Here is a 17,772-nt window from a genome sequence, read left to right as displayed (position 1 = left end):
ACTGTCAGCTGCGGAAATTGAACAATGCATCCGCGGCGTTACGCTGGGACGACTTGCCGTCGATGGCCGTTCGGGATCGGGCGATCTCGGCCTCAAGGGTTTCGATCCGCTCCTTCAGATCCTCGACGGAATAGCCGTCCAGATCCTCGCGTGTCAGGGCGATCAGCGGGGCGCCGCGCGCCGGGCGCGGCTCAAGATCCTCGAACATCACCGCCTCCTTCTTGGCCATCGGGGACGTAAACCCCTATCTCACGCCCGGACACGGACGATTGCAAGGACAGGACGAACGCATGCGGGTGATCGAGATCACGGATGGAGCCGGTCCCGCCGACGCCCTGACCCTGTCGGAGCGTCCCGATCCGGTCGCCGGAACGGGACAGATCCGCATCCGGGTGCGCGCCGCGGGCGTGAACCGTCCCGATTTGCTCCAACGCAACGGCCTCTATCCCCCGCCGCCGGGCGCATCCGACATCCTCGGCCTCGAGGTCGCGGGCGAAATTGATCAGGTCGGCGACGGCGTCACCCGATGGCGGGTCGGCGACCGGGTCTGCGCCCTGCTGGGCGGCGGCGGCTATGCCGATCAGGTGGTAGTCGATGCCCGCCACGCCCTGCCCCTCCCCGACAACCTCGACTTCGTTCAGGCCGCCGCCCTGCCCGAGACGGTCTCCACCGTCTTCGCCAATGTGTTCGAGGGCGGGGCGCTAAAGGCAGGCGAGACCCTGCTGATCCACGGCGCGACCAGCGGCATCGGCGTGACCGCCATCCAGATGGCCAAGGCGGCGGGCGCCCGCGTCATCGCCACCTCGCGCGGAGCGGCGAAAACCGAGGCCGCCCGGCAACTGGGCGCGGACCTCAGCCTCGACGCCTCGGCCGGTGACATGACCGCCGCCATCCGCGACTTCGGCGGGGTCGATGTGGTGCTGGACATGCTCGGCGCCGACTACGCCGAGCTCAATCAGGCGGTGCTGAAGCCGTTCGGACGCTGGGTGATCATCGCCACCCTGACCGGCGCCCTTGCGCAGATCGACCTGCTCAAGTTGATGATGAAGCGGATCGTCCTGACCGGCTCCACCCTGCGCGCCCGTCCGGCGGACGAGAAGGCCCGGCTGATCGCAGCGGTCGAGGCCACGGCCTGGCCCTGGGTCGCCTCCGGCGCGCTCAAGCCGCCCATCGACGCCGTCTTCCCGCTGGAACAGGCCGCTAAAGCGCACCAGCGGCTCGAGGACGGCGCCCACGTCGGCAAGATCGTGCTGACCGCCTGACGGGGCCCTACAGCTCCAGCAGGGTGGTGAACCCGCCGTAGATCATCCGCTTGCCGTCAAACGGCGCCTGCTCCATTCCCTGCCCCTTCAGGCGAGGATCCTCCATGACCTTGCTGTTCACCTCGTCACGGTGCTCGCGAGAGTCATAGGTGATCCACGAGAAGACGACCGTCTCGTCGTCCTGCGCCTGCACCGCGCGCGGGAAAGAGGTCAGCTCGCCATAGGGCACGTCGTCGCCCACGCATTCGACATAGGTCCGGGCGCCGTATTCCTTCCAGACCTCCCCCGCCCGGCGGGAGAACTCGCGGTACTCATCGATCCGGTCCTTGGGCACGGCGACCACGAAACCATCGACATAGGCCATGGGAGGCTCCTCTCCGTTTCGGGAAAGAAGCCTCCGCGGCCGTCAGAGGTTCCGGCCTACCAGCGTCCGCCGCCGCCGCGACGCACGGGGCGCAGCGAGGAGATGCGGTCGTTGAAATTGTGGTTTCCCAGGTTACGCACATCATCGCGGAAGGTCCGGCACTCGCCGCGATAGTTGGCGTCGGTGCAGGCTTCCCACTCGCCCTCGGTGACGCGCATCGAACTGATCTCGTCGTTCATGCCCGAGCGGGCCAGGTTCGGGATGCCTTCGCGGAAGGTGTACTGCGAACCGCGATAGTCGGCGTCGCGATAGACGGTGATCGAGGCGCGACCGCCGTTCCAGCCACCGCCGCCGTTGCCGCCGCCCCAGCCGCCACCGCCGCCTCCACCGGGACGACCTTCTTCATAGTCGCCGCGGATCGGGCCGCAGACCAGCAGGCCGTCGTTGTTGCGGATCTCATAGTTGCCGCAGCGGTTCAGCTCGATCGAGGTGCCGCGGATGTCGCCCCTACGGGTGCGACAGTCGGCGTAGAGCCGACCCCGGTTCACATATTCGCCGCTGCAAGAGTCGCGGTAGTCGCCGCGCGGCGCCACCCGTTCCTGAGCGCCACCCCGGGCCGGAGCACGCTCTTGGGCGTCCCCAGTCATCAACGCCACCGCCGCAAGAGTCTCGATAAACATGGGGTCCTCCCAGTGCCAAGCTGGCGCATCAACGCGCCGATGAGGCCAATGTTCAACAGCTCAGATGAACCTTGGCTGTATGCAGTTGTTCGGGATCGTTTCTTTTTTTGACGAATAGGCCTATATCCTGAGCATCAGCGCCCGGCCGAAAGGTCGGGCGCCGTCGTATCCGGAACCCGGCGAACCCTGTTCGGACGGGCCTGCAAACAAGAAACGAAGACGCTCATGTCCGATATCCTGATGCCCAAGGCCACCGCCGTCTGGATGGTCGACAACACCTCGCTGACGTTCGAGCAGATCGCCGACTTCTGCGGCCTGCACCCGCTGGAAGTGCGCGGCATCGCCGACGGCGACGTGGCCCGCGACATCCGCGGCGTCGATCCCATCACCGGCGGCCAACTGACCCGCGAAGAGCTCGACAAGGCCCAGGACGATTCGAACTACCGCATGAAGGCCGTGGTCAGCCGCCACGCCGAACTGCTGAAGTCGAACAAGCCCGCGCCGAAATACACCCCGGTCTCGCGCCGTCAGGACCGTCCGGACGCCATCGCCTGGTTCGTCCGCAACCACCCTGAAGTGACCGACGCCCAGATCTCCAAGCTGCTCGGCACCACCAAGGCCACCATCGAGACCGTGCGCAACCGCACGCACTGGAACTCGGCCAACATCAAGCCGGTCGATCCGGTGACCCTCGGCCTCGTCGGCCAGCTGGCGCTGGACGAACTGGTCAAGAAGGCCGCCGACAAGAAGGCCAAGGACGACGCCAAGCGCGGCGGCGCCACCCTGCAGGCCGTGGACGCTCCGGTCGAGGACGCCGAACCGGAGTTCGTGCCGGAAGAGCGCGAGCGCCGCGGCGCCGAGCCGACCGCCGAGTCGGTCTTCGGATCGCGGGACTGAGTTCCTCCCCCAATCGGGTGAGGCATGAAAAACGGCCCCGGAGAGCGATCTCCGGGGCCGTCGTCATTTCGGAAGGTGTGTCCCCTAGTGGGTCCGCGCCTCCAGACTGGTGATCTCTTCCTTGAGCCGGAGCTTCTGCTGCTTGAGCTCCCTTACGCGAAGCGAGTCCGTTGCCGGGTTCCGGGTCTCGCGCTGGATGGCCTCATCCAGGTTGCGGTGACGGTTTCCCAGTTCGCGGATACGAGCTTCGATGGTCATGGCTTGCGCCTCCATGTCTAAGGGACCACTAGAGTGAGCGCCCGGCTTGACCGCCTGTAGAATCACATTCCGGTGAGGCTGGCGGCCTTCCGGACCCGCCGACCCTGGAGCCCGAATTGGCCGAAGATGTGAACGGAGCCGTACGGAACCCGCCCCGTCGTCTCATCGTCGGAATTTCCGGCGCATCCGGAATAACTTATGGCGTCCGCGCCCTTGAGGCCCTGCGGGAACTTGGGGTCGAAAGCCACCTCGTTGTGACCCGCGCCGCCCTGCTCACTTTGTCGCAGGAGACGGACCTCTCGGCGGACGACCTCACCAGCCGCGCGGACGTGGTTCACAAGCTGAACGACGTCGGCGCCACCATCGCTTCGGGCTCGTTCCGCACCATGGGCATGCTGGTCGCCCCCTGTTCGGTCCGTACCATGGGCGAGATCGCCACCGGCGTGACCTCCACCCTGCTGACCCGCGCCGCCGATGTGGCGCTGAAGGAGCGCCGCCCGCTGGTGTTGATGGTGCGCGAGACGCCCTTCCACCTCGGGCACCTGCGCACCATGACCGCTCTGGCCGAGATGGGCGCGACCATCGCCCCGCCCCTGCCCGCCTTCTATGCGAAACCGACCTCCATTCAGGAGATGGTCGATCAGTCGGTCGGACGGGCGCTGGATGTCTTCGGCCTCGACTGGTCGGCGGTGAAGCGCTGGGACGGGCTGAAGGGCCCGGTGTCGGAATGAGCGGGCTGTGGGACTGGTCGCTCCGGGTCTGGGCGGCGGACGGGGTCCAGAATGCAGGCCTCGACCTGCAGGACGCCCAGGGCCAGAACCTGCCCCTGCTGCTGTGGGCGGCCTGGTGCGCGCAGACGGGCCGAACGCCGGACGCCGACGACATCGAGGCCGCCTGCGACACCGCCCGCGTCTGGCAGGAGACCACCGTCGCCCCCCTGCGCGCCATCCGCCGTCAGCTGAAGGTCCGCATCCCCGACTACGCCGATGACGACCGCGAGGCCCTGCGTGCGCAGGTCAAGGCCATCGAGCTGGACGCCGAGCGTCGCCTGCTGGCCGCGCTGGAGGCCCTCGCCCCCGCCCCCTCCGGCGCCGCCAAGCCCGTGCTGCCCGCCCTGATCGCCGTGGCGCGCGAGTGGTCGCCGATCACGCCGCGCCGCTCTCTCGAACTTCTCGCCGACCGCCTTCCGGCCTGACCGGCGGCGCGCTATAACCGCCCGGTCCGGGACCCCAGTATGAACGACGACGAACCGTTTCTCTCCGAGGAAGAGCTGGCGCTGCACGCACGGCTCAAGGAACTCCAGCAGGAGCACGCCGACCTCGACGCCTCCATCGAAGCGCTCTGCCACATGCCGATTCCGGATCAGCTCATGATCGCGCGCCTGAAACGCAAGAAGCTGACCCTGCGCGACGAGATCGTGAAGATCGAAGCCCGGATATTGCCGGATATTATCGCCTAGGCGGGAACTGACGAAACGCTTATCGAGTTGCCGGATTGAAGTTTCGGATCACTCTATACTCGATATATTCGTTGGTCGCCTTGATGATCTCGACCTGAGCCCCCATGTAGCCAATCATTGGAGACTCGTTCAAATCGTATTCAACGTCATTGTTGAATGCTGGACGAGCGACACTTGCTGAAAATTCTCGATATCCAATGTTGATTTTCCCGCCCACGCGGCCGCTATAAATTAGCGTCTGCTGGAACGAGTTATCACTTTGGATGGGAATTCTCTCGGTGGTCGCACTTGGCACCGCGCGGCAAACTTTGAGGTTCAAGACCGTCACACCGCAAATCTGCTTCGTCACGGCATTGAACTCAATGACCTGGAACGGATCGGCGAGGGCGTTCGCCTGCACTCTACCGCTGCCGGGAACATGGCTTTCGGCGTAGAACCCGACGCCGTCACGCTCCCCGACTTTCACATAGTGACCGGGAGAAAAAGTGTAGGCCCCTAGAGCCCCAACCCGAACCTCTTCCACAAGACGCAGAACGTCACGCTCCTCGAAGCGTCCCTGGACCAGCATTTGCTCGCCCACCCCCACCCGCGAGACCACATTTAGTGGCGGTCGGCTGATCTCTTGGACCTGCGGCACATAGCTGTAGTTCGGCGTAGCGCAAGCGCTGACGCTGCTCAGAACCGCCGCAGAAAAAAGAACGCCAAAAGAACGTTTCGATCCGAACACCACACCCTCCCCAGGTTGTCTCGATCTTGACGTTATACCTCAAAGGCGAAGCTATCGACCCTTCTTCCTCACCCACATGGCGGCGTCGGCTTCAGCCAGCCAGATTTCCGGATCAGCCTGTCCCGCATAGGCGCGGACACCGAACGAGCCGCCCAGACCGGTGGCCTGGCCCTCGTATTCGAACGGCTCGGCCTCCAGCGTCGCCGCCAAGCGCCGCGCCTTCTCGCGCCCCTCGTCCAGTCCGGCGTTCAGCATAAGCAGGCCGAACTCGTCGCCGCCGAGCCGTCCGACCGCGTCCGACTCGCGCAGATTGGCCTTCAGCATGGCGGCGACATGCACCAGGGCCGCGTCTCCGGCGGCATGGCCCAGCCGGTCGTTGACGCCCTTGAAGCCGTCCAGATCCAGATACAGCAGCACCGCCGGGGTCTCGTGACGCTGGCAATAGGCCATGGCGCTCTTCATCTGCGCCACGAAACCGCGCCGGTTCAGGGCGGGGGTCAGCACATCATGGTCGGCGGCGGCCTCGGCCGCCTCGGCGCGCTGGCGCAGGGTCTCAAGCTCGGCGCGTAGGCGCTCGATCTCGGCGTAGGGGTCGATGACGGCCGCGTCGGTCACGAGGGAAAAGCGCTCTCCGACCGGCGACTCACCACGTCCGGTCCTTGCGAAGCCTAACGCGGTCGGTTGCGGGCGCAACGCGAGTCCTGTATCGCGCCGCTTTCCGCGAGAAAGGTGCGTCCATGGCGACCCAAACCCCGCCCGTGGCGATCATCATGGGCAGTCGCTCGGACTGGCCGACCATGAAGCACGCCGCCGACGCCCTCGACGCGCTCGGCGTGGCCTGGGACGCCAAGGTCGTCAGCGCCCACCGCACGCCCCAACGCCTCGTCGAGTTTTCGACCGGCGCGCGCGCCGCGGGCTTCAAGGTCATCATCGCCGGCGCCGGCGGCGCGGCCCACCTGCCCGGCATGGCCGCCTCCATGACCGAATTGCCGGTCCTCGGCGTGCCGGTCCAGTCCAAGGCGCTCAAGGGTCTCGATAGCCTCCTCTCCATCGTCCAGATGCCGGGCGGCGTCCCCGTCGCCACCCTGGCCATCGGCGAGGCGGGCGCGAAGAACGCGGGCCTGCTGGCGGCGCAAATTCTGGCCCTGAACGATGCAGCCCTGATGGATCGCCTCACCGCCTACCGCGACGCCCAGACCGCCTCCGTGCTCGAAACGGTCGAGGACTGAGTGGCCGAACTGCCCCTCCCCCCCGGCTCGACCCTCGGCATCCTCGGCGGCGGCCAGTTGGGCCGCATGCTCAGCCAGGCCGCCTCGCGCCTCGGCTTCAACGTCGTCATCCTTGATCCGGAAGAGAACAGCCCGGCGGGCCGCGTCTCCCAGGGTCAGGTGATCGCCGCCTATGACGACCCCACCGCCCTGAACGTGCTGGGCCGCGTCGCCCAGGCCGTGACCTTCGAATTCGAGAACGTCCCCGCCGCCTCGGTCCAGACCCTGGTCGACAGCGGCGCCCAGGTCGCGCCGGGTGCCCGCGCCCTCGCCGTCGCGCAGGACCGGGTCGACGAGAAGACCTTCCTCAACAGCGTCGGCGCCACCACTGTCGACTTCGCCGCCGTGGACAGCGTGGACGATCTGGTCGCCGCTCTGGAGCGCCTCGGCGTCCCGGCCCTGCTCAAGACCCGCCGCGAGGGCTATGACGGCAAGGGTCAGGTCTGGGTCCGCGCGGTCTCCGAGGCCGCCGACGCCTGGAACGCCATCGGCGGCAAGCCCGCCGTGCTCGAGGCCCGGGCCGACTTCACCCGCGAGCTGTCCATCATCGCCGCGCGCGGCCGCGATGGTCAGGTGGCCGTCTATCCGCTGGGCGAGAACATCCACGAGGGCGGCGTTCTGCGCACCACCCTCGCCCCGGCCAAGGTGGACAAGAAGACCGACGCCCGCGCCCGCGAGATCGCCGCCGCCATCCTGAACGGCCTCGACTATGTCGGCGTGCTGGGGGTCGAGCTGTTCGACCTCGGCAAGGGCAAGCTGCTGGTCAACGAGATCGCGCCCCGCGTCCACAACACCGGCCACTGGACCCAGGACGGCTGCGTCTGCGACCAATTCGAACAGCATATCCGCGCCCTCGCCGGCTGGCCTCTGGGCCCCACCGAGCCCCACGCCCGCGTCGAGATGACCAACCTGCTGGGCGACGAGGTGGAGCAGTGGACGACTCTGGCCGCAGAGCCTGACGTGCGCCTGCACCTCTACGGCAAGGCGGAAGCCCGCCCGGGCCGGAAGATGGCGCATGTGAACCGGGTGTCGAAGCTGTGACAGCCTCCCTCTCCCATTGGGAGAGGGATCAATCTTAGACCTTCGCCCCGTACCGCATCCGGCTCAGCGCATCGGCCACCTTCCGCAGCGGCGCGTCGAAATCCTTGCCGGCCTTCCACTTCTCGAAGCTCATGACGTTCTCGATGCGGGCGGCGACGAAGGCTTCGGCGCGGTCCTGACCGTCGAACAGGCGCATCGTCAGCGCCGGGACCAAAATGCCCGACAGGATCGCCCGCTTGGAATAGTGGTTCCAGTCCGTGGCCGTGTCCCCGGCCCAGTTCCACAGCAGGTCGGCGCTCTCCCAGGCCAGCTTCAGCCCCAGATCGGCGTTGACCGGCAGGGCCAGGAAGGCGGCGCATTTCCTCGACGCTTCCAGATCGGCGGCCCCGGCCTCGAGTCGCGCGGACAGGGCGCGGGCGATTCGCTCGCGAATCTTCAGCGACGTCGCCTCGACCTCTCCCAGCGCCGCCATGGCCTGATCATCGTGACGGCGCGACAGCAGGGCCGCCAGATCGCGCGCGCCGTTGGGCAGCAGCAATTCCTCGTCCCCGAGCGACAGGCCGTTGTCGGCGCAGGCGGCTCGCACCAGCCGGGCGTTCCAGCCCAGGGCGGGCGCGCGGGCGATGGCGGCGTCCAGCACGGACTGCTCCATCCGGTCCGCCCAGTCGCCCCCGGAGGCCGATCCGGCGGGGTCTTCGTTCGACAGGTGTGGCGCGTCGGTCATGGGCGCATCATAAGCCCGTCGCGCGGGCGTTTCGAGCCTTCACAATGTACCGCGACGATCTGGACAGACCGGGTGGGCTCGTGTATCTGCCCGCCTTCCCTCGCGAACCCCTCGGTTCGGGAGCAAGAATTTTATTTGTCTGCCCGTCTCCCTCACAGGACGCGGCGGGCGGCCAAAGGAGAGTTTCACCTGGTTCAGATTTTCGTCCGCGACAACAACGTCGATCAGGCCCTCAAGGCCCTGAAGAAGAAGATGCAGCGCGAAGGCAGCTTCCGCGAAATGAAGCGTCACGTGCATTACGAAAAGCCGTCGGAAAAGCGCGCTCGCCAGAAGGCTGAAGCCGTCCGTCGCGCCCGCAAGCTCGCCCGCAAGCGCGCCCAGCGCGAAGGCCTGCTGCCGGCTCCGAAGCCCCGCACGCCGGGCGGTCGTTAAGACCCTGCCGCAAGGCTGAAAGATCAAAGGGCCGCTCCACTGGAGCGGCCCTTTTTCAATTCACCCCCTATCGCCCCAAGGCGATGGGGAGGACAGATCGGAGCGCGAGCGACGATCAGGAGGGGGCGGCGCAGGCGGTGGCCGTCGGCCCGCCGTCACCGGTGTTCGAGGTTCCTTCTGCCAGGGACCGAGCCGCCCTCACCTGACCGTCGCTGACGCGCCGGTCTGTCCTCTCCATTCGCTTGAGGGCGAATGGAGAGGTGACCGTGGGACGCTAGTTCCCCCCGCCCCGGATCGCGCCGGCGAAGCTCTTCCAGCTCAGCTTCACGTCCGACAGGGCGCCGGCGCGGAAGGCGCGGCCCGAGACCCAGACCATCAGCAGAGCGAAGGCGAACATCCCGGCCATGGCCCCGACCAGTTCGATCACGGGCACATCGGAATGCAGCCGCGCCATCATCAGGAAGGGCGTGAAGAAGGGCACCCAGGACAGGATCTGGATCAGCGGCGCGTCCGGCGACTTCAGGGTCATCGTCATGATCATGATCGGCACCACCAGCACCATCATGATCGGCCCCATCAGGGTCTGGGCGTCACGCGGCGTCTCGCAGAAGGCGCCGATGGCCGCGAACAGCACCGCGTACATCAGATAGCCGCCGACCATGAAGGCCACGAACCAGGCCAGCAGGCCGCCCTGCCACAGCAGATCGGCCACCATGACCGCGTATTTCGGCTGGAAGGCCGCCAGGGCGCCCACGCCCAGCCCGCCCCACGCCACCAGCATGGTCAGGGTCAGCAGGGCCACGCCCAGCACCTTGCCGGTCAGGATTTCCGTCGTCGACGCCGAGGACAGCAGGACCTCGAGGATCTTGTTCGACTTCTCCTCCATCACGCTGTTCAGCAGGATCGAGGCGCCGGTGATGATGAGCGACCACAGCAGGAAGCCCCCGCCCAGCCCGATCAGCATCGGCAGCTTGTCACGGAACGAGACCGCCCCATCGCCGGTCGATTGGGGCGAGAAGGCCTTCACCTCGGGGCGGAACTTCTCGGCCGCCTCGACAACGGCGCCGTCGATGCCGGCGCCCTCGAACACCGTCTTGCGGTTGGCCGAGCGCAGCGCGTCGCGAACGAAGTCCTCGACCGTGTCGTCGGTGGCGCGGGCGCTCCACACCCGGGCGGCGGGCTTGCCATTCTGATCGCGGGTCAGGAAGACCACGGCGTCCAGTCGCTGGTCCTTGGGCGTCTCGTCGGTCAGGTGACGACGCACGGCGGCGTCCTGCGCCTGTCCCGGCGCGGCCGAGGCGATGTCGGCGGGCGTCGGCACGATCTTCAGAGTCGGACGCGACAGCGAGGCCATGGCCCCCTGCGCCGCCGCCGGATTGGCCGCGCCGCCGCTGGCGGCCGAGGCCTTCTTCAGGGCCTCTTCGGTCCGTTCGCGCTGGCGTTCGGCGTCACGGCGCAGCGAATCCTGGATGGAGGCGGCCAGGCCGGCGGCCTGCGCCCCATCCTCGATCACCACCACCTCGCGCACGGGCTCGGACGACTTGATCAGCGCCGGGACGACGCCGCCCAGCACCGCGAAGATCGGGAAGGCCAGCATCGAAAGCCAGAAGCCGACGGTCATGGCGTATGCGGCGTACTCACGCCGCGCGATCAGGAACATACGGCTCATCGGGCGGCCTCCACGGCGGTCGGCTTCACGGACTGGTCGACATCGGGGCGATCCCCGGTCAGGTCGATGAAGGCGTCATGCAGGGTCGGCTCACGCAGTTCGAAACGGCGCACGTCCAGACCGGTCAGGAAGGCGGCCTTCAGGGCCTCCTGCCCATGCGCGCCTGGGGCCATCGCGGCCTTCAGCACCCGCACCCCATCCTGATCGGAGACGACCTCCACCGTCGTCACCCCCGGCAGGCGCTCGGCCTGATCCGGAGCGATCTCGCCTTCCAGCTCAAGGAAGCGCCGCGAGGTCGCGCGCGCCTCGGCGATGGTGCCCTCGAAGGCCTTCCGGCCCCGCGCCAGCAGCACGACCTTGTCGCACAGCCGCTCGGCGTGCTGCATCACATGGGTTGAGAACAGGACGGTGGCGCCGTCGGCGGCCAGCCCGCGGATCATCTGCTCCAGCCCCTGCTGGTTCACCGGGTCCAGCCCGGAGAAGGGCTCGTCCAGGATCACGAACTCGGGCCGGTGCACGACAGATGAAATAAGCTGGACCTTCTGGGCCATACCCTTGGACAGCTCCTTCATCTTCTTGCGCTTGGAGGCGCCCAGCCCTTGGGCATCCAGCATCTCCTTGGCGCGTTTGCGGCCCTCGCTGAGCGGCAGGCCCTTCAGCGAGCCGAAGAAGGCGATGGCGTCCACCGGCGTCATCTTCTTGTAGAGGCCGCGCTCCTCCGGGAGGAAGCCGATCCGGTCACGCACCTTTCGCCCGTCATCGGCGCCCAGAATGGTGATCCGCCCCGCCGTCGCCGGCTGCAGGCCCAGGATCATGCGCAGGGTCGAGGTCTTGCCCGCTCCGTTCGGCCCCAGGAACCCGCAGATCGAGCCCTTGGGCACCTCGAAGCTGAGATCGCGCACGGCCTGAAACTCGCCGTATCGCTTGCTCACGCCTTCCAGCGTCAATGCCGTTGTCATCAAGCCCCCTCCAACAAACAGAAGGGAATCCTAGAAGTGTAAAGGACGTTTGACAACCCGAGTCCGTGCCTTTCGCGGATCGATTGTCATGAATTCCATGTCATGGTCGTGCATAGCGAGTCGCCCCCGAGCGCACGCTCCAGTGGAAGCGCTATGCCTTACGAAGCCGCCCAGTCTCCCGTCGCCCCGTCCGCGGCCTCCCGCCTCTGGACGGTGGGCGCCAGCGCGGGCGTGTCGGCGGTCGTGCTGCTGACGCTGGCGGTCTTCCATCAGGAGATCGCGCATTGGCTGATCGGCGCCGCGCTTCTGGTGGGGGTCTTCACCTGGGCCGTGAACCGTCGCCCTCGTCCGACCCTCAGCACCGAGGCCGCCCAGGCGGCCGAACCCCTGCCCTGGCCCGCCGCCGACCAGCGGCTGCTCGACAGCGCTTTCGAAGCCCTGGCCGATCCGGTGCTGGTCGTCTCGGGCGGCGAGGCTGACGACATCGCGGGCCGCCGCGTCGTCCTGGCCAACGGCGCCGCGCGTGAGCTGTTCCGCATCCAGCGCGAGGGCGCCCTCCTGGTCTCCGCCGTGCGTGAACCCACGGTGCTGGAGGCGGTGGACGAGGCCCTGTTCGGCGGCGTCGCCCGCACCACCGACTATTCCGGCGTCGGCGCCCAGACCCGTCACTGGCGCGCCCTGACCCGCCCCCTGCCCACGCCCGGTGAAGGCGCCACCCTGGCCCTGCTGGTCCTGCGCGACGAGACCGATGTCCGCCGCATGGAGCTGATGCGCGTCGACTTCCTGGCCAACGCCTCGCACGAGCTGAAGACGCCGCTGGCCTCGCTGGCCGGCTTCATCGAGACGCTCAAGGGCCACGCCAAGGACGATCCCAAGGCGCGCGATCGCTTCCTCGACATCATGGCCGTGCAGGCCGACCGCATGAGCCGTCTGGTCGCCGACCTGCTGTCGCTCAGCCGCATCGAGCTGAACGAGCACGTCCCGCCGTCCGGCCGCGTCGATCTGGCCCGCGCCACCGTGGACGTCATGGACGCCGTCAGCATCCTGTCCGCAGAGCGGTCGGTGACCGTGCGTCTGGACGACCGCGACCTCTCCGCCCCCGTTCACGGCGACCGCGACGAGATCGTTCAGGTGGTCCAGAACCTCGTCGACAACGCCATCAAATACTCCCCCTCCGGCGACACGGTGGACATCGTCATCCGCCCGGACGTCTCCCTGGACGAAGCCGCAGCCCCCTGGTCGGGCGGCAATCGCGAGGGCGGGATCACCCGCCTGCCACTGGTCACGCCTGATCGAGAGCCGGGCAACCGCTACGCCGCCATCACCGTGCGCGACCACGGCCCCGGCATGGCCCGCGAACACCTGCCCCGCCTGACCGAGCGCTTCTATCGGGTCGAGGGCCAGAAGAGCGGCGAACGGCAGGGCACGGGCCTGGGCCTCGCCATCGTCAAACACATCGTCAATCGCCACCGCGGCGGCCTGACGGTTGAAAGCGCGCCGGGACAGGGCGCCGTCTTCACGGCCTACTTCCCCATCGCCCGGAAGGTCGAGAAAACGGCGGCGTGACGCCCCCGCGACAATGGGCCTTGCGACGTAACAGAACTGTCACGTAGCCGTCGTAATCCGCTGACCATTCCGGGGCAGTTTCCGGCGCGGGCGAACCGGGTGACCGGGAACGTTCCGATTCTCCCTCCCGGATCCCCATGACCTGGCTCTTTCTGCCGATCCTGATCGCCGCAGCCGTCGCCGCCTATTTTGGCGCGCGCAAGCTGGCGGCTCGTCGCGCGCAGGGCGCCAAGGCCCATTCGCGCCCGGCCCAGCACGGGGCCTACGCCCTGATCTGGACCGCCATTCCGGCGCTCGTCGTCCTGCTCGCCGCCTCCATCTTCGCCGGCCCCGTCCAGCACCAGCTGATGGCCTCGGGCGCGCCGGAGGCCGTGCAGCAGCTTGAGCCCTTCCGTCGCCAGGCCTTCTACGCCGACGCCCATGCCGTCGGCGCGGGCCAGCCGACCATGCAGATCTGGGCTGCCCCCTACGCCGAGCTCCTCCCCGCCGAGGGCCGTCGCGCCGCCCGCATCGAGACCATGCTGAGCCTCGCCGGCATCGTCGGCGCCGCCCTGGCCGCCCTGCTCGGCGCCCTGTTCGTCTTCAGCCAGATCCGCCCCCAGATGCGCGCCCGCAACCGGGTCGAAGGCTGGATCGTCGGCGCCCTGTTCGCCTGTTCGGCCGTGGCCGTCCTGACCACCGTCGGCATCGTCGCCTCGCTGGTCTACGACTCCTTCCGCTTCTTCTCCTCGGTGCCGGTCACCGAGTTCCTGTTCGGAACCCAATGGAGTCCGCAGACGGCCATCCGCGCCGATCAGGTCGGGTCCTCCGGCGCCTTCGGGGCCCTGCCGCTCTTCGCCGGCACCTTCCTGATCATGATCATCGCCATGGCGGTCGCCGCCCCGGTCGGTCTGTTCTCGGCCATCTACCTGTCCGAGTACGCCGGGCCGACCTTCCGCGCGACGGTCAAGCCGATCCTCGAAATCCTCGCGGGCGTCCCGACCGTCGTCTACGGCTTCTTCGCCGCCCTGACCGTCGGCCCCTTCATGCGGGTCTTCTTCAACACCATCGGCAGCTGGTTCGTCGGCGGACCGCTGGATGGCCTCGGCCAGTATCTGATGCTGGTCCAGAACCAGATGGCCCTCGTCGCCGGCGGCGTCATGGGCATCATGCTGATCCCATTCGTCAGCTCCCTGTCGGACGACATCATCAACGCCGTGCCCCAGACGCTGCGCGACGGCTCCTACGCCATGGGCGCGACCAAGTCCGAGACGGTGAAGCGCGTGCTGCTGCCCGCCGCCCTGCCCGGCGTCGCCGGCGCCATGCTGCTGGCCATGTCGCGGGCCATCGGCGAGACCATGATCGTCACCATGGCCGCCGGCCTTGCCGCCCGCCTGACGCTCAACCCGCTCGAGACCGTGACCACCGTCACCGTCCAGATCGTCACCCTTCTGACCGGCGACCAGGAGTTCAACAGCCCCAAGACGCTGTCGGCCTTCGGTCTCGGTCTGACCCTGTTCCTCGTGACCCTGCTGCTGAACATCGTCGCTCAGCGCATCGTCCAGACTTACCGGCAGCAATATGACTGACGCCGCCGAGCCCACCCCCGTGGCCGCCGCTAACGCCGCCACCGCCGACGCCCAGCGTGTCGACCGCCTGCGCGCGGGCCTGAAGAAGCGCTATGCGCGCGAGAACCGCTTCCGCCTGTACGGCCTGCTGGCCATCGGCATCGCGGTCGGCTTCCTGCTGCTGCTGCTGGGCCGGATCATCGATCAGGGCCACACGGCCTTCTACACCCACACGGTCACCACCCCGGTCTACATGGACCCGGCCCGCGTCGACCGCGCCTATCCGCAGGGCACCAATTTCGAACAGCTGGTCGCCGAGCAGCAGCTGCGCCGCATGGGCATCCAGGACGACGCCAACGGTACGCTCTCCACCCAGATGCGCGGCCTGTTCTCGTCGGAGCTGAAGTTCACCGCCGCCGAGCGCATCCAGAAGCAGCCCGGCCTGATCGGCCAGACGGTGATGATCGCCGCCCCGGCCTCGGATGACGCCGACCTCTATTTCAAGGGCGAGATCTCCCGCGAGACGCCGTCCGACCAGCGCCGCCTGTCGGACCAGCAGATCGCCTGGCTGGACCAGATGAAGGCCGACGGCCACGTCTCGGCCCACTTCAACACCGCCCTGTTCACCAAGGGCGACTCGACCGAGCCGGAACTGGCCGGCGTCCTGGGCGCCGTCATCGGCTCGGCCCTGATGCTGCTGGTCACCGCCCTGATCGCCATCCCGCTGGGCGTCGGCGCGGCCCTGTACCTCGAGGAGTTCGCGCCCAAGAACCGGCTGACGGACATCATCGAGGTCAACATCAACAACCTCGCCGCCGTGCCGTCGATCATCTACGGCCTGCTGGGTCTGGCCCTGTTCATCAACTGGCTCCACCTGCCCCGCGCCAGCCCGCTGGTCGGCGGTCTGGTCCTGGCCCTGATGGCCCTGCCGACCATCATCATCGCCACCCGCTCCTCGCTGAAGGCGGTGCCGCCGTCGATCCGCGAGGCCGCCCTGGCCATGGGCGCGTCCAAGACCCAGACGGTCTTCCAGCACACCCTGCCGCTGGCCATGCCCGGCGTGATGACCGGCGCCATCATCTCGATGGCCCACGCGCTCGGCGAGACCGCCCCCCTGCTGCTGATCGGCATGGTCAGCTTCGTGCCGGGCCTGCCGCACAGCGTCGTCGAGCCGGCGGGCGCCATGCCCTCGCTCATCTACATCTGGGAGAACGCGTCGGAGCGCGCCTTCCACGAGCGGACCGCCGCCGCGATCCTGGTCCTGCTCGCCTTCATGATCGTCATGAACGCCGCCGCCATCCTGCTGCGCCGGCGCTTCGAACGCCGGTGGTAATCCCCATGTTCTCGAAAATCTTCCGCGCCGCGGACGGCTCTGAAGGCGGCGCGACCGCCGACGCCGGCGCCGTCATCGCCGCCCCGACCGTCACCCCCAGCACCGGCCCCATCGGTCCGACCAAGATCGCCGCGCGCGACGTCTCGGTCTTCTATGGCGGCAAGCAGGCCCTGTACGACGTCTCGCTGGACATCCCGGACAAGACCGTCACCGCCTTCATTGGCCCGTCGGGCTGCGGCAAGTCGACCTTCCTGCGGACCATGAACCGCATGAACGACACCATCTCCGGCGCCCGCGTGACCGGCAAGATCGAGATGGACGGCGAGGATATCAACGCCCGCGCCGTCGATCCCGTGCTGCTGCGCGCCCGCGTCGGCATGGTGTTCCAGAAGCCGAACCCCTTCCCCAAGTCGATCTACGAGAACGTCGCCTACGGCCCGCGCATCCACGGCCTGGCCGCCACCAAGGCCGACCTGGACGTCGTCGTCGAGGCCTCGCTGAAGCGCGCCGGTCTGTGGGACGAGGTCGCCGACCGCCTGCACGCCCCGGGCACCGGCCTGTCGGGCGGCCAGCAGCAGCGTCTGGTCATCGCCCGCGCCATCGCGGTCGAGCCGGAAGTCATCCTGATGGACGAGCCCTGCTCGGCCCTGGACCCGATCGCCACCGCCAAGATCGAGGAACTGATCGACGAACTGCGCGAGCGCTACTGCATCGTCATCGTCACCCACTCGATGGCCCAGGCCGCCCGCGTCTCGCAACGCACCGCCTTCTTCCACCTCGGCCGTCTGGTCGAGACCGGCCCGACCGAGGAAATCTTCACGAATCCCCGCGAACGCCGCACCCTCGACTACATCACGGGGCGCTTCGGCTGATGAACCAGCACACCGTCAAGGCCTACGGCGACGAACTGAACCAGCTGACCGCCGAAGTCGCCCGCATGGGCGGCCTCGCCGAGGCTCAGGTGGCGGACGCCGTCGATTCTGTCGCTCGCCGCGATGTGGCGCTGGCGAAAGCGGTCGTCGAGCGTGACGTCCGTTTGGACGCCATGCACCGCGAGATCGAGAAGAAGGCGATCCGCCTGATCGCCCTGCGCCAGCCGGTCGCCTCCGACCTGCGCAAGACCCTGTCGGCGATGAAGCTGGCGGTGGATCTCGAGCGGACCGGCGACCTGGCCAAGAACATCGCCAAGCGCGCGCTGATCCTGGCCGAGGGCGAGCCCATGCAGCCCCTCACCCGCTCCATCGAGCGGATGGGCAAGCTGGTCTCCATGCGCCTGCGTGACGTGCTCGACGCCTATGCGGTCGGTGAAGTCGATCGCGCCATCGCCGTCTGGAACACCGACGACGAGGTCGACGAGCACTACAACGCCCTGTTCCGTGAACTGCTGACCTACATGATGGGCGACCCGCGCACGATCAGCGCCTGCACCCACCTGCTGTTCATGGCCAAGAACCTGGAACGCATCGGCGACCACGCGACCAACATCGCCGAGACCATCCACTATGAGATCACCGGTCTGGAGTTCACGGGCGAACGTCCGCGCTGGAACCCCGAGACCGACGCCGAACTGCCCACCGTCTGAGACT

At 67.8% G+C, this 17,772-nt stretch carries 22 protein-coding genes; 13 read left to right on the top strand and 9 right to left on the bottom strand.

Going from position 1 to position 17,772, the window contains the following annotated elements:
- Positions 1-4 precede the first annotated feature (4 nt).
- Positions 5-229, bottom strand: coding sequence for a DUF1192 domain-containing protein (locus ACTIEF_RS16325; protein WP_439473191.1), 225 nt, complete (start codon positions 227-229; stop codon positions 5-7).
- A 61-nt stretch (positions 230-290) separates the two neighbouring features.
- Here ACTIEF_RS16325 and ACTIEF_RS16320 point away from each other — a divergent pair, with 61 nt between their 5' ends.
- Complete coding sequence (locus tag ACTIEF_RS16320) at positions 291-1,262, top strand: NAD(P)H-quinone oxidoreductase (RefSeq protein WP_439473190.1); 972 nt, start codon at positions 291-293, stop codon at positions 1,260-1,262.
- 7 nt (positions 1,263-1,269) lie between these two features.
- Here the strand turns inward: ACTIEF_RS16320 and ACTIEF_RS16315 are convergent, their stop codons facing one another.
- Both ACTIEF_RS16315 and ACTIEF_RS16310 read right to left on the bottom strand, forming a co-directional pair.
- Positions 1,270-1,626 carry a DUF1428 domain-containing protein gene (locus ACTIEF_RS16315; protein ID WP_439473189.1) on the bottom strand — a complete coding sequence of 119 codons (357 nt, stop codon included), beginning with the start codon at positions 1,624-1,626 and terminating at the stop codon, positions 1,270-1,272.
- Positions 1,627-1,682: 56 nt separating this feature from the next.
- The gene (locus tag ACTIEF_RS16310; protein ID WP_439473188.1) at positions 1,683-2,306 is read right to left on the bottom strand and encodes a beta/gamma crystallin-related protein; all 624 of its coding nucleotides are present in this window, start codon (positions 2,304-2,306) and stop codon (positions 1,683-1,685) included.
- A gap of 225 nt (positions 2,307-2,531) precedes the next feature.
- On the opposite strand from ACTIEF_RS16310, the gene ACTIEF_RS16305 reads away from it, so the two are divergent.
- Positions 2,532-3,203, top strand: a complete 672-nt coding sequence (locus tag ACTIEF_RS16305) for a DUF1013 domain-containing protein (RefSeq protein ID WP_439473187.1) — start codon at positions 2,532-2,534, stop codon at positions 3,201-3,203.
- An 84-nt stretch (positions 3,204-3,287) separates the two neighbouring features.
- Here the strand turns inward: ACTIEF_RS16305 and ACTIEF_RS16300 are convergent, their stop codons facing one another.
- Positions 3,288-3,461, bottom strand: coding sequence for a YdcH family protein (locus tag ACTIEF_RS16300; protein ID WP_439473186.1), 174 nt, complete (start codon positions 3,459-3,461; stop codon positions 3,288-3,290).
- A gap of 128 nt (positions 3,462-3,589) precedes the next feature.
- Between ACTIEF_RS16300 and ACTIEF_RS16295 the strand changes: the two genes are divergently transcribed.
- Genes ACTIEF_RS16295 through ACTIEF_RS16285 form a run of 3 tightly spaced genes read left to right on the top strand, consistent with a single transcriptional unit; the run spans position 3,590 to position 4,920 of the window.
- On the top strand, positions 3,590-4,192 hold the full coding sequence (locus tag ACTIEF_RS16295) for a UbiX family flavin prenyltransferase (protein ID WP_439473282.1): 603 nt from the start codon (positions 3,590-3,592) through the stop codon (positions 4,190-4,192).
- Positions 4,189-4,656: a TIGR02444 family protein gene (locus ACTIEF_RS16290; protein ID WP_439473185.1), complete on the top strand. Its 468-nt coding sequence runs from the start codon at positions 4,189-4,191 to the stop codon at positions 4,654-4,656. Before ACTIEF_RS16295 ends, ACTIEF_RS16290 begins: the two co-directional genes overlap by 4 nt.
- A 39-nt stretch (positions 4,657-4,695) precedes the next feature.
- Positions 4,696-4,920: a YdcH family protein gene (locus ACTIEF_RS16285; RefSeq protein WP_439473184.1), complete on the top strand. Its 225-nt coding sequence runs from the start codon at positions 4,696-4,698 to the stop codon at positions 4,918-4,920.
- 19 nt (positions 4,921-4,939) lie between these two features.
- Here ACTIEF_RS16285 and ACTIEF_RS16280 read toward each other — a convergent pair whose 3' ends face one another.
- Positions 4,940-5,647: a hypothetical protein gene (locus tag ACTIEF_RS16280; RefSeq protein WP_439473183.1), complete on the bottom strand. Its 708-nt coding sequence runs from the start codon at positions 5,645-5,647 to the stop codon at positions 4,940-4,942.
- Positions 5,648-5,698: 51 nt separating this feature from the next.
- Positions 5,699-6,262: a GGDEF domain-containing protein gene (locus tag ACTIEF_RS16275; RefSeq protein WP_439473182.1), complete on the bottom strand. Its 564-nt coding sequence runs from the start codon at positions 6,260-6,262 to the stop codon at positions 5,699-5,701.
- A 122-nt stretch (positions 6,263-6,384) separates the two neighbouring features.
- Between ACTIEF_RS16275 and purE the strand changes: the two genes are divergently transcribed.
- Together purE and ACTIEF_RS16265 are read left to right on the top strand one after the other, a co-directional pair.
- Entirely contained in the window at positions 6,385-6,876 is a 492-nt protein-coding gene (gene purE / locus ACTIEF_RS16270) for a 5-(carboxyamino)imidazole ribonucleotide mutase (RefSeq protein ID WP_439473181.1), read from the top strand.
- Positions 6,877-7,956 carry a 5-(carboxyamino)imidazole ribonucleotide synthase gene (locus ACTIEF_RS16265; RefSeq protein WP_439473180.1) on the top strand — a complete coding sequence of 360 codons (1,080 nt, stop codon included), beginning with the start codon at positions 6,877-6,879 and terminating at the stop codon, positions 7,954-7,956.
- 34 nt (positions 7,957-7,990) lie between these two features.
- Here ACTIEF_RS16265 and ACTIEF_RS16260 read toward each other — a convergent pair whose 3' ends face one another.
- The gene (locus ACTIEF_RS16260) at positions 7,991-8,680 is read right to left on the bottom strand and encodes a COQ9 family protein (RefSeq protein ID WP_439473179.1); all 690 of its coding nucleotides are present in this window, start codon (positions 8,678-8,680) and stop codon (positions 7,991-7,993) included.
- A 189-nt stretch (positions 8,681-8,869) separates the two neighbouring features.
- On the opposite strand from ACTIEF_RS16260, the gene rpsU reads away from it, so the two are divergent.
- On the top strand, positions 8,870-9,112 hold the full coding sequence (gene rpsU, locus ACTIEF_RS16255) for a 30S ribosomal protein S21 (protein ID WP_439473281.1): 243 nt from the start codon (positions 8,870-8,872) through the stop codon (positions 9,110-9,112).
- A 274-nt stretch (positions 9,113-9,386) separates the two neighbouring features.
- Here the strand turns inward: rpsU and ACTIEF_RS16250 are convergent, their stop codons facing one another.
- Positions 9,387-10,781 carry an ABC transporter permease gene (locus ACTIEF_RS16250; protein ID WP_439473178.1) on the bottom strand — a complete coding sequence of 465 codons (1,395 nt, stop codon included), beginning with the start codon at positions 10,779-10,781 and terminating at the stop codon, positions 9,387-9,389.
- The gene (locus ACTIEF_RS16245) at positions 10,778-11,740 is read right to left on the bottom strand and encodes an ABC transporter ATP-binding protein (RefSeq protein ID WP_439473177.1); all 963 of its coding nucleotides are present in this window, start codon (positions 11,738-11,740) and stop codon (positions 10,778-10,780) included. Before ACTIEF_RS16245 ends, ACTIEF_RS16250 begins: the two co-directional genes overlap by 4 nt.
- Positions 11,741-11,893: 153 nt before the next feature.
- Between ACTIEF_RS16245 and ACTIEF_RS16240 the strand changes: the two genes are divergently transcribed.
- From ACTIEF_RS16240 to phoU, 5 genes are all read left to right on the top strand, one after another.
- On the top strand, positions 11,894-13,306 hold the full coding sequence (locus tag ACTIEF_RS16240) for a sensor histidine kinase (RefSeq protein ID WP_439473176.1): 1,413 nt from the start codon (positions 11,894-11,896) through the stop codon (positions 13,304-13,306).
- A 137-nt stretch (positions 13,307-13,443) separates the two neighbouring features.
- The gene (pstC, locus tag ACTIEF_RS16235; RefSeq protein WP_439473175.1) at positions 13,444-14,874 is read left to right on the top strand and encodes a phosphate ABC transporter permease subunit PstC; all 1,431 of its coding nucleotides are present in this window, start codon (positions 13,444-13,446) and stop codon (positions 14,872-14,874) included.
- Positions 14,867-16,186: a phosphate ABC transporter permease PstA gene (pstA, locus tag ACTIEF_RS16230; protein WP_439473174.1), complete on the top strand. Its 1,320-nt coding sequence runs from the start codon at positions 14,867-14,869 to the stop codon at positions 16,184-16,186. Before pstC ends, pstA begins: the two co-directional genes overlap by 8 nt.
- A gap of 5 nt (positions 16,187-16,191) precedes the next feature.
- Positions 16,192-17,058 (top strand): phosphate ABC transporter ATP-binding protein PstB, encoded by an 867-nt coding sequence (gene pstB / locus ACTIEF_RS16225; protein ID WP_439473173.1) that lies wholly within the window; start codon positions 16,192-16,194, stop codon positions 17,056-17,058.
- Entirely contained in the window at positions 17,058-17,768 is a 711-nt protein-coding gene (gene phoU / locus ACTIEF_RS16220; RefSeq protein WP_439473172.1) for a phosphate signaling complex protein PhoU, read from the top strand. Before pstB ends, phoU begins: the two co-directional genes overlap by 1 nt.
- Positions 17,769-17,772 lie beyond the last annotated feature (4 nt).

Origin of the sequence: Brevundimonas sp. (assembly GCF_051858995.1) — a bacterium.
Classification (GTDB): Bacteria; Pseudomonadota; Alphaproteobacteria; order Caulobacterales; family Caulobacteraceae; genus Brevundimonas.
The sequence above is the reverse complement of the archived record's forward strand: the minus strand, read 5'-3'. Positions and strand labels throughout refer to the sequence as shown.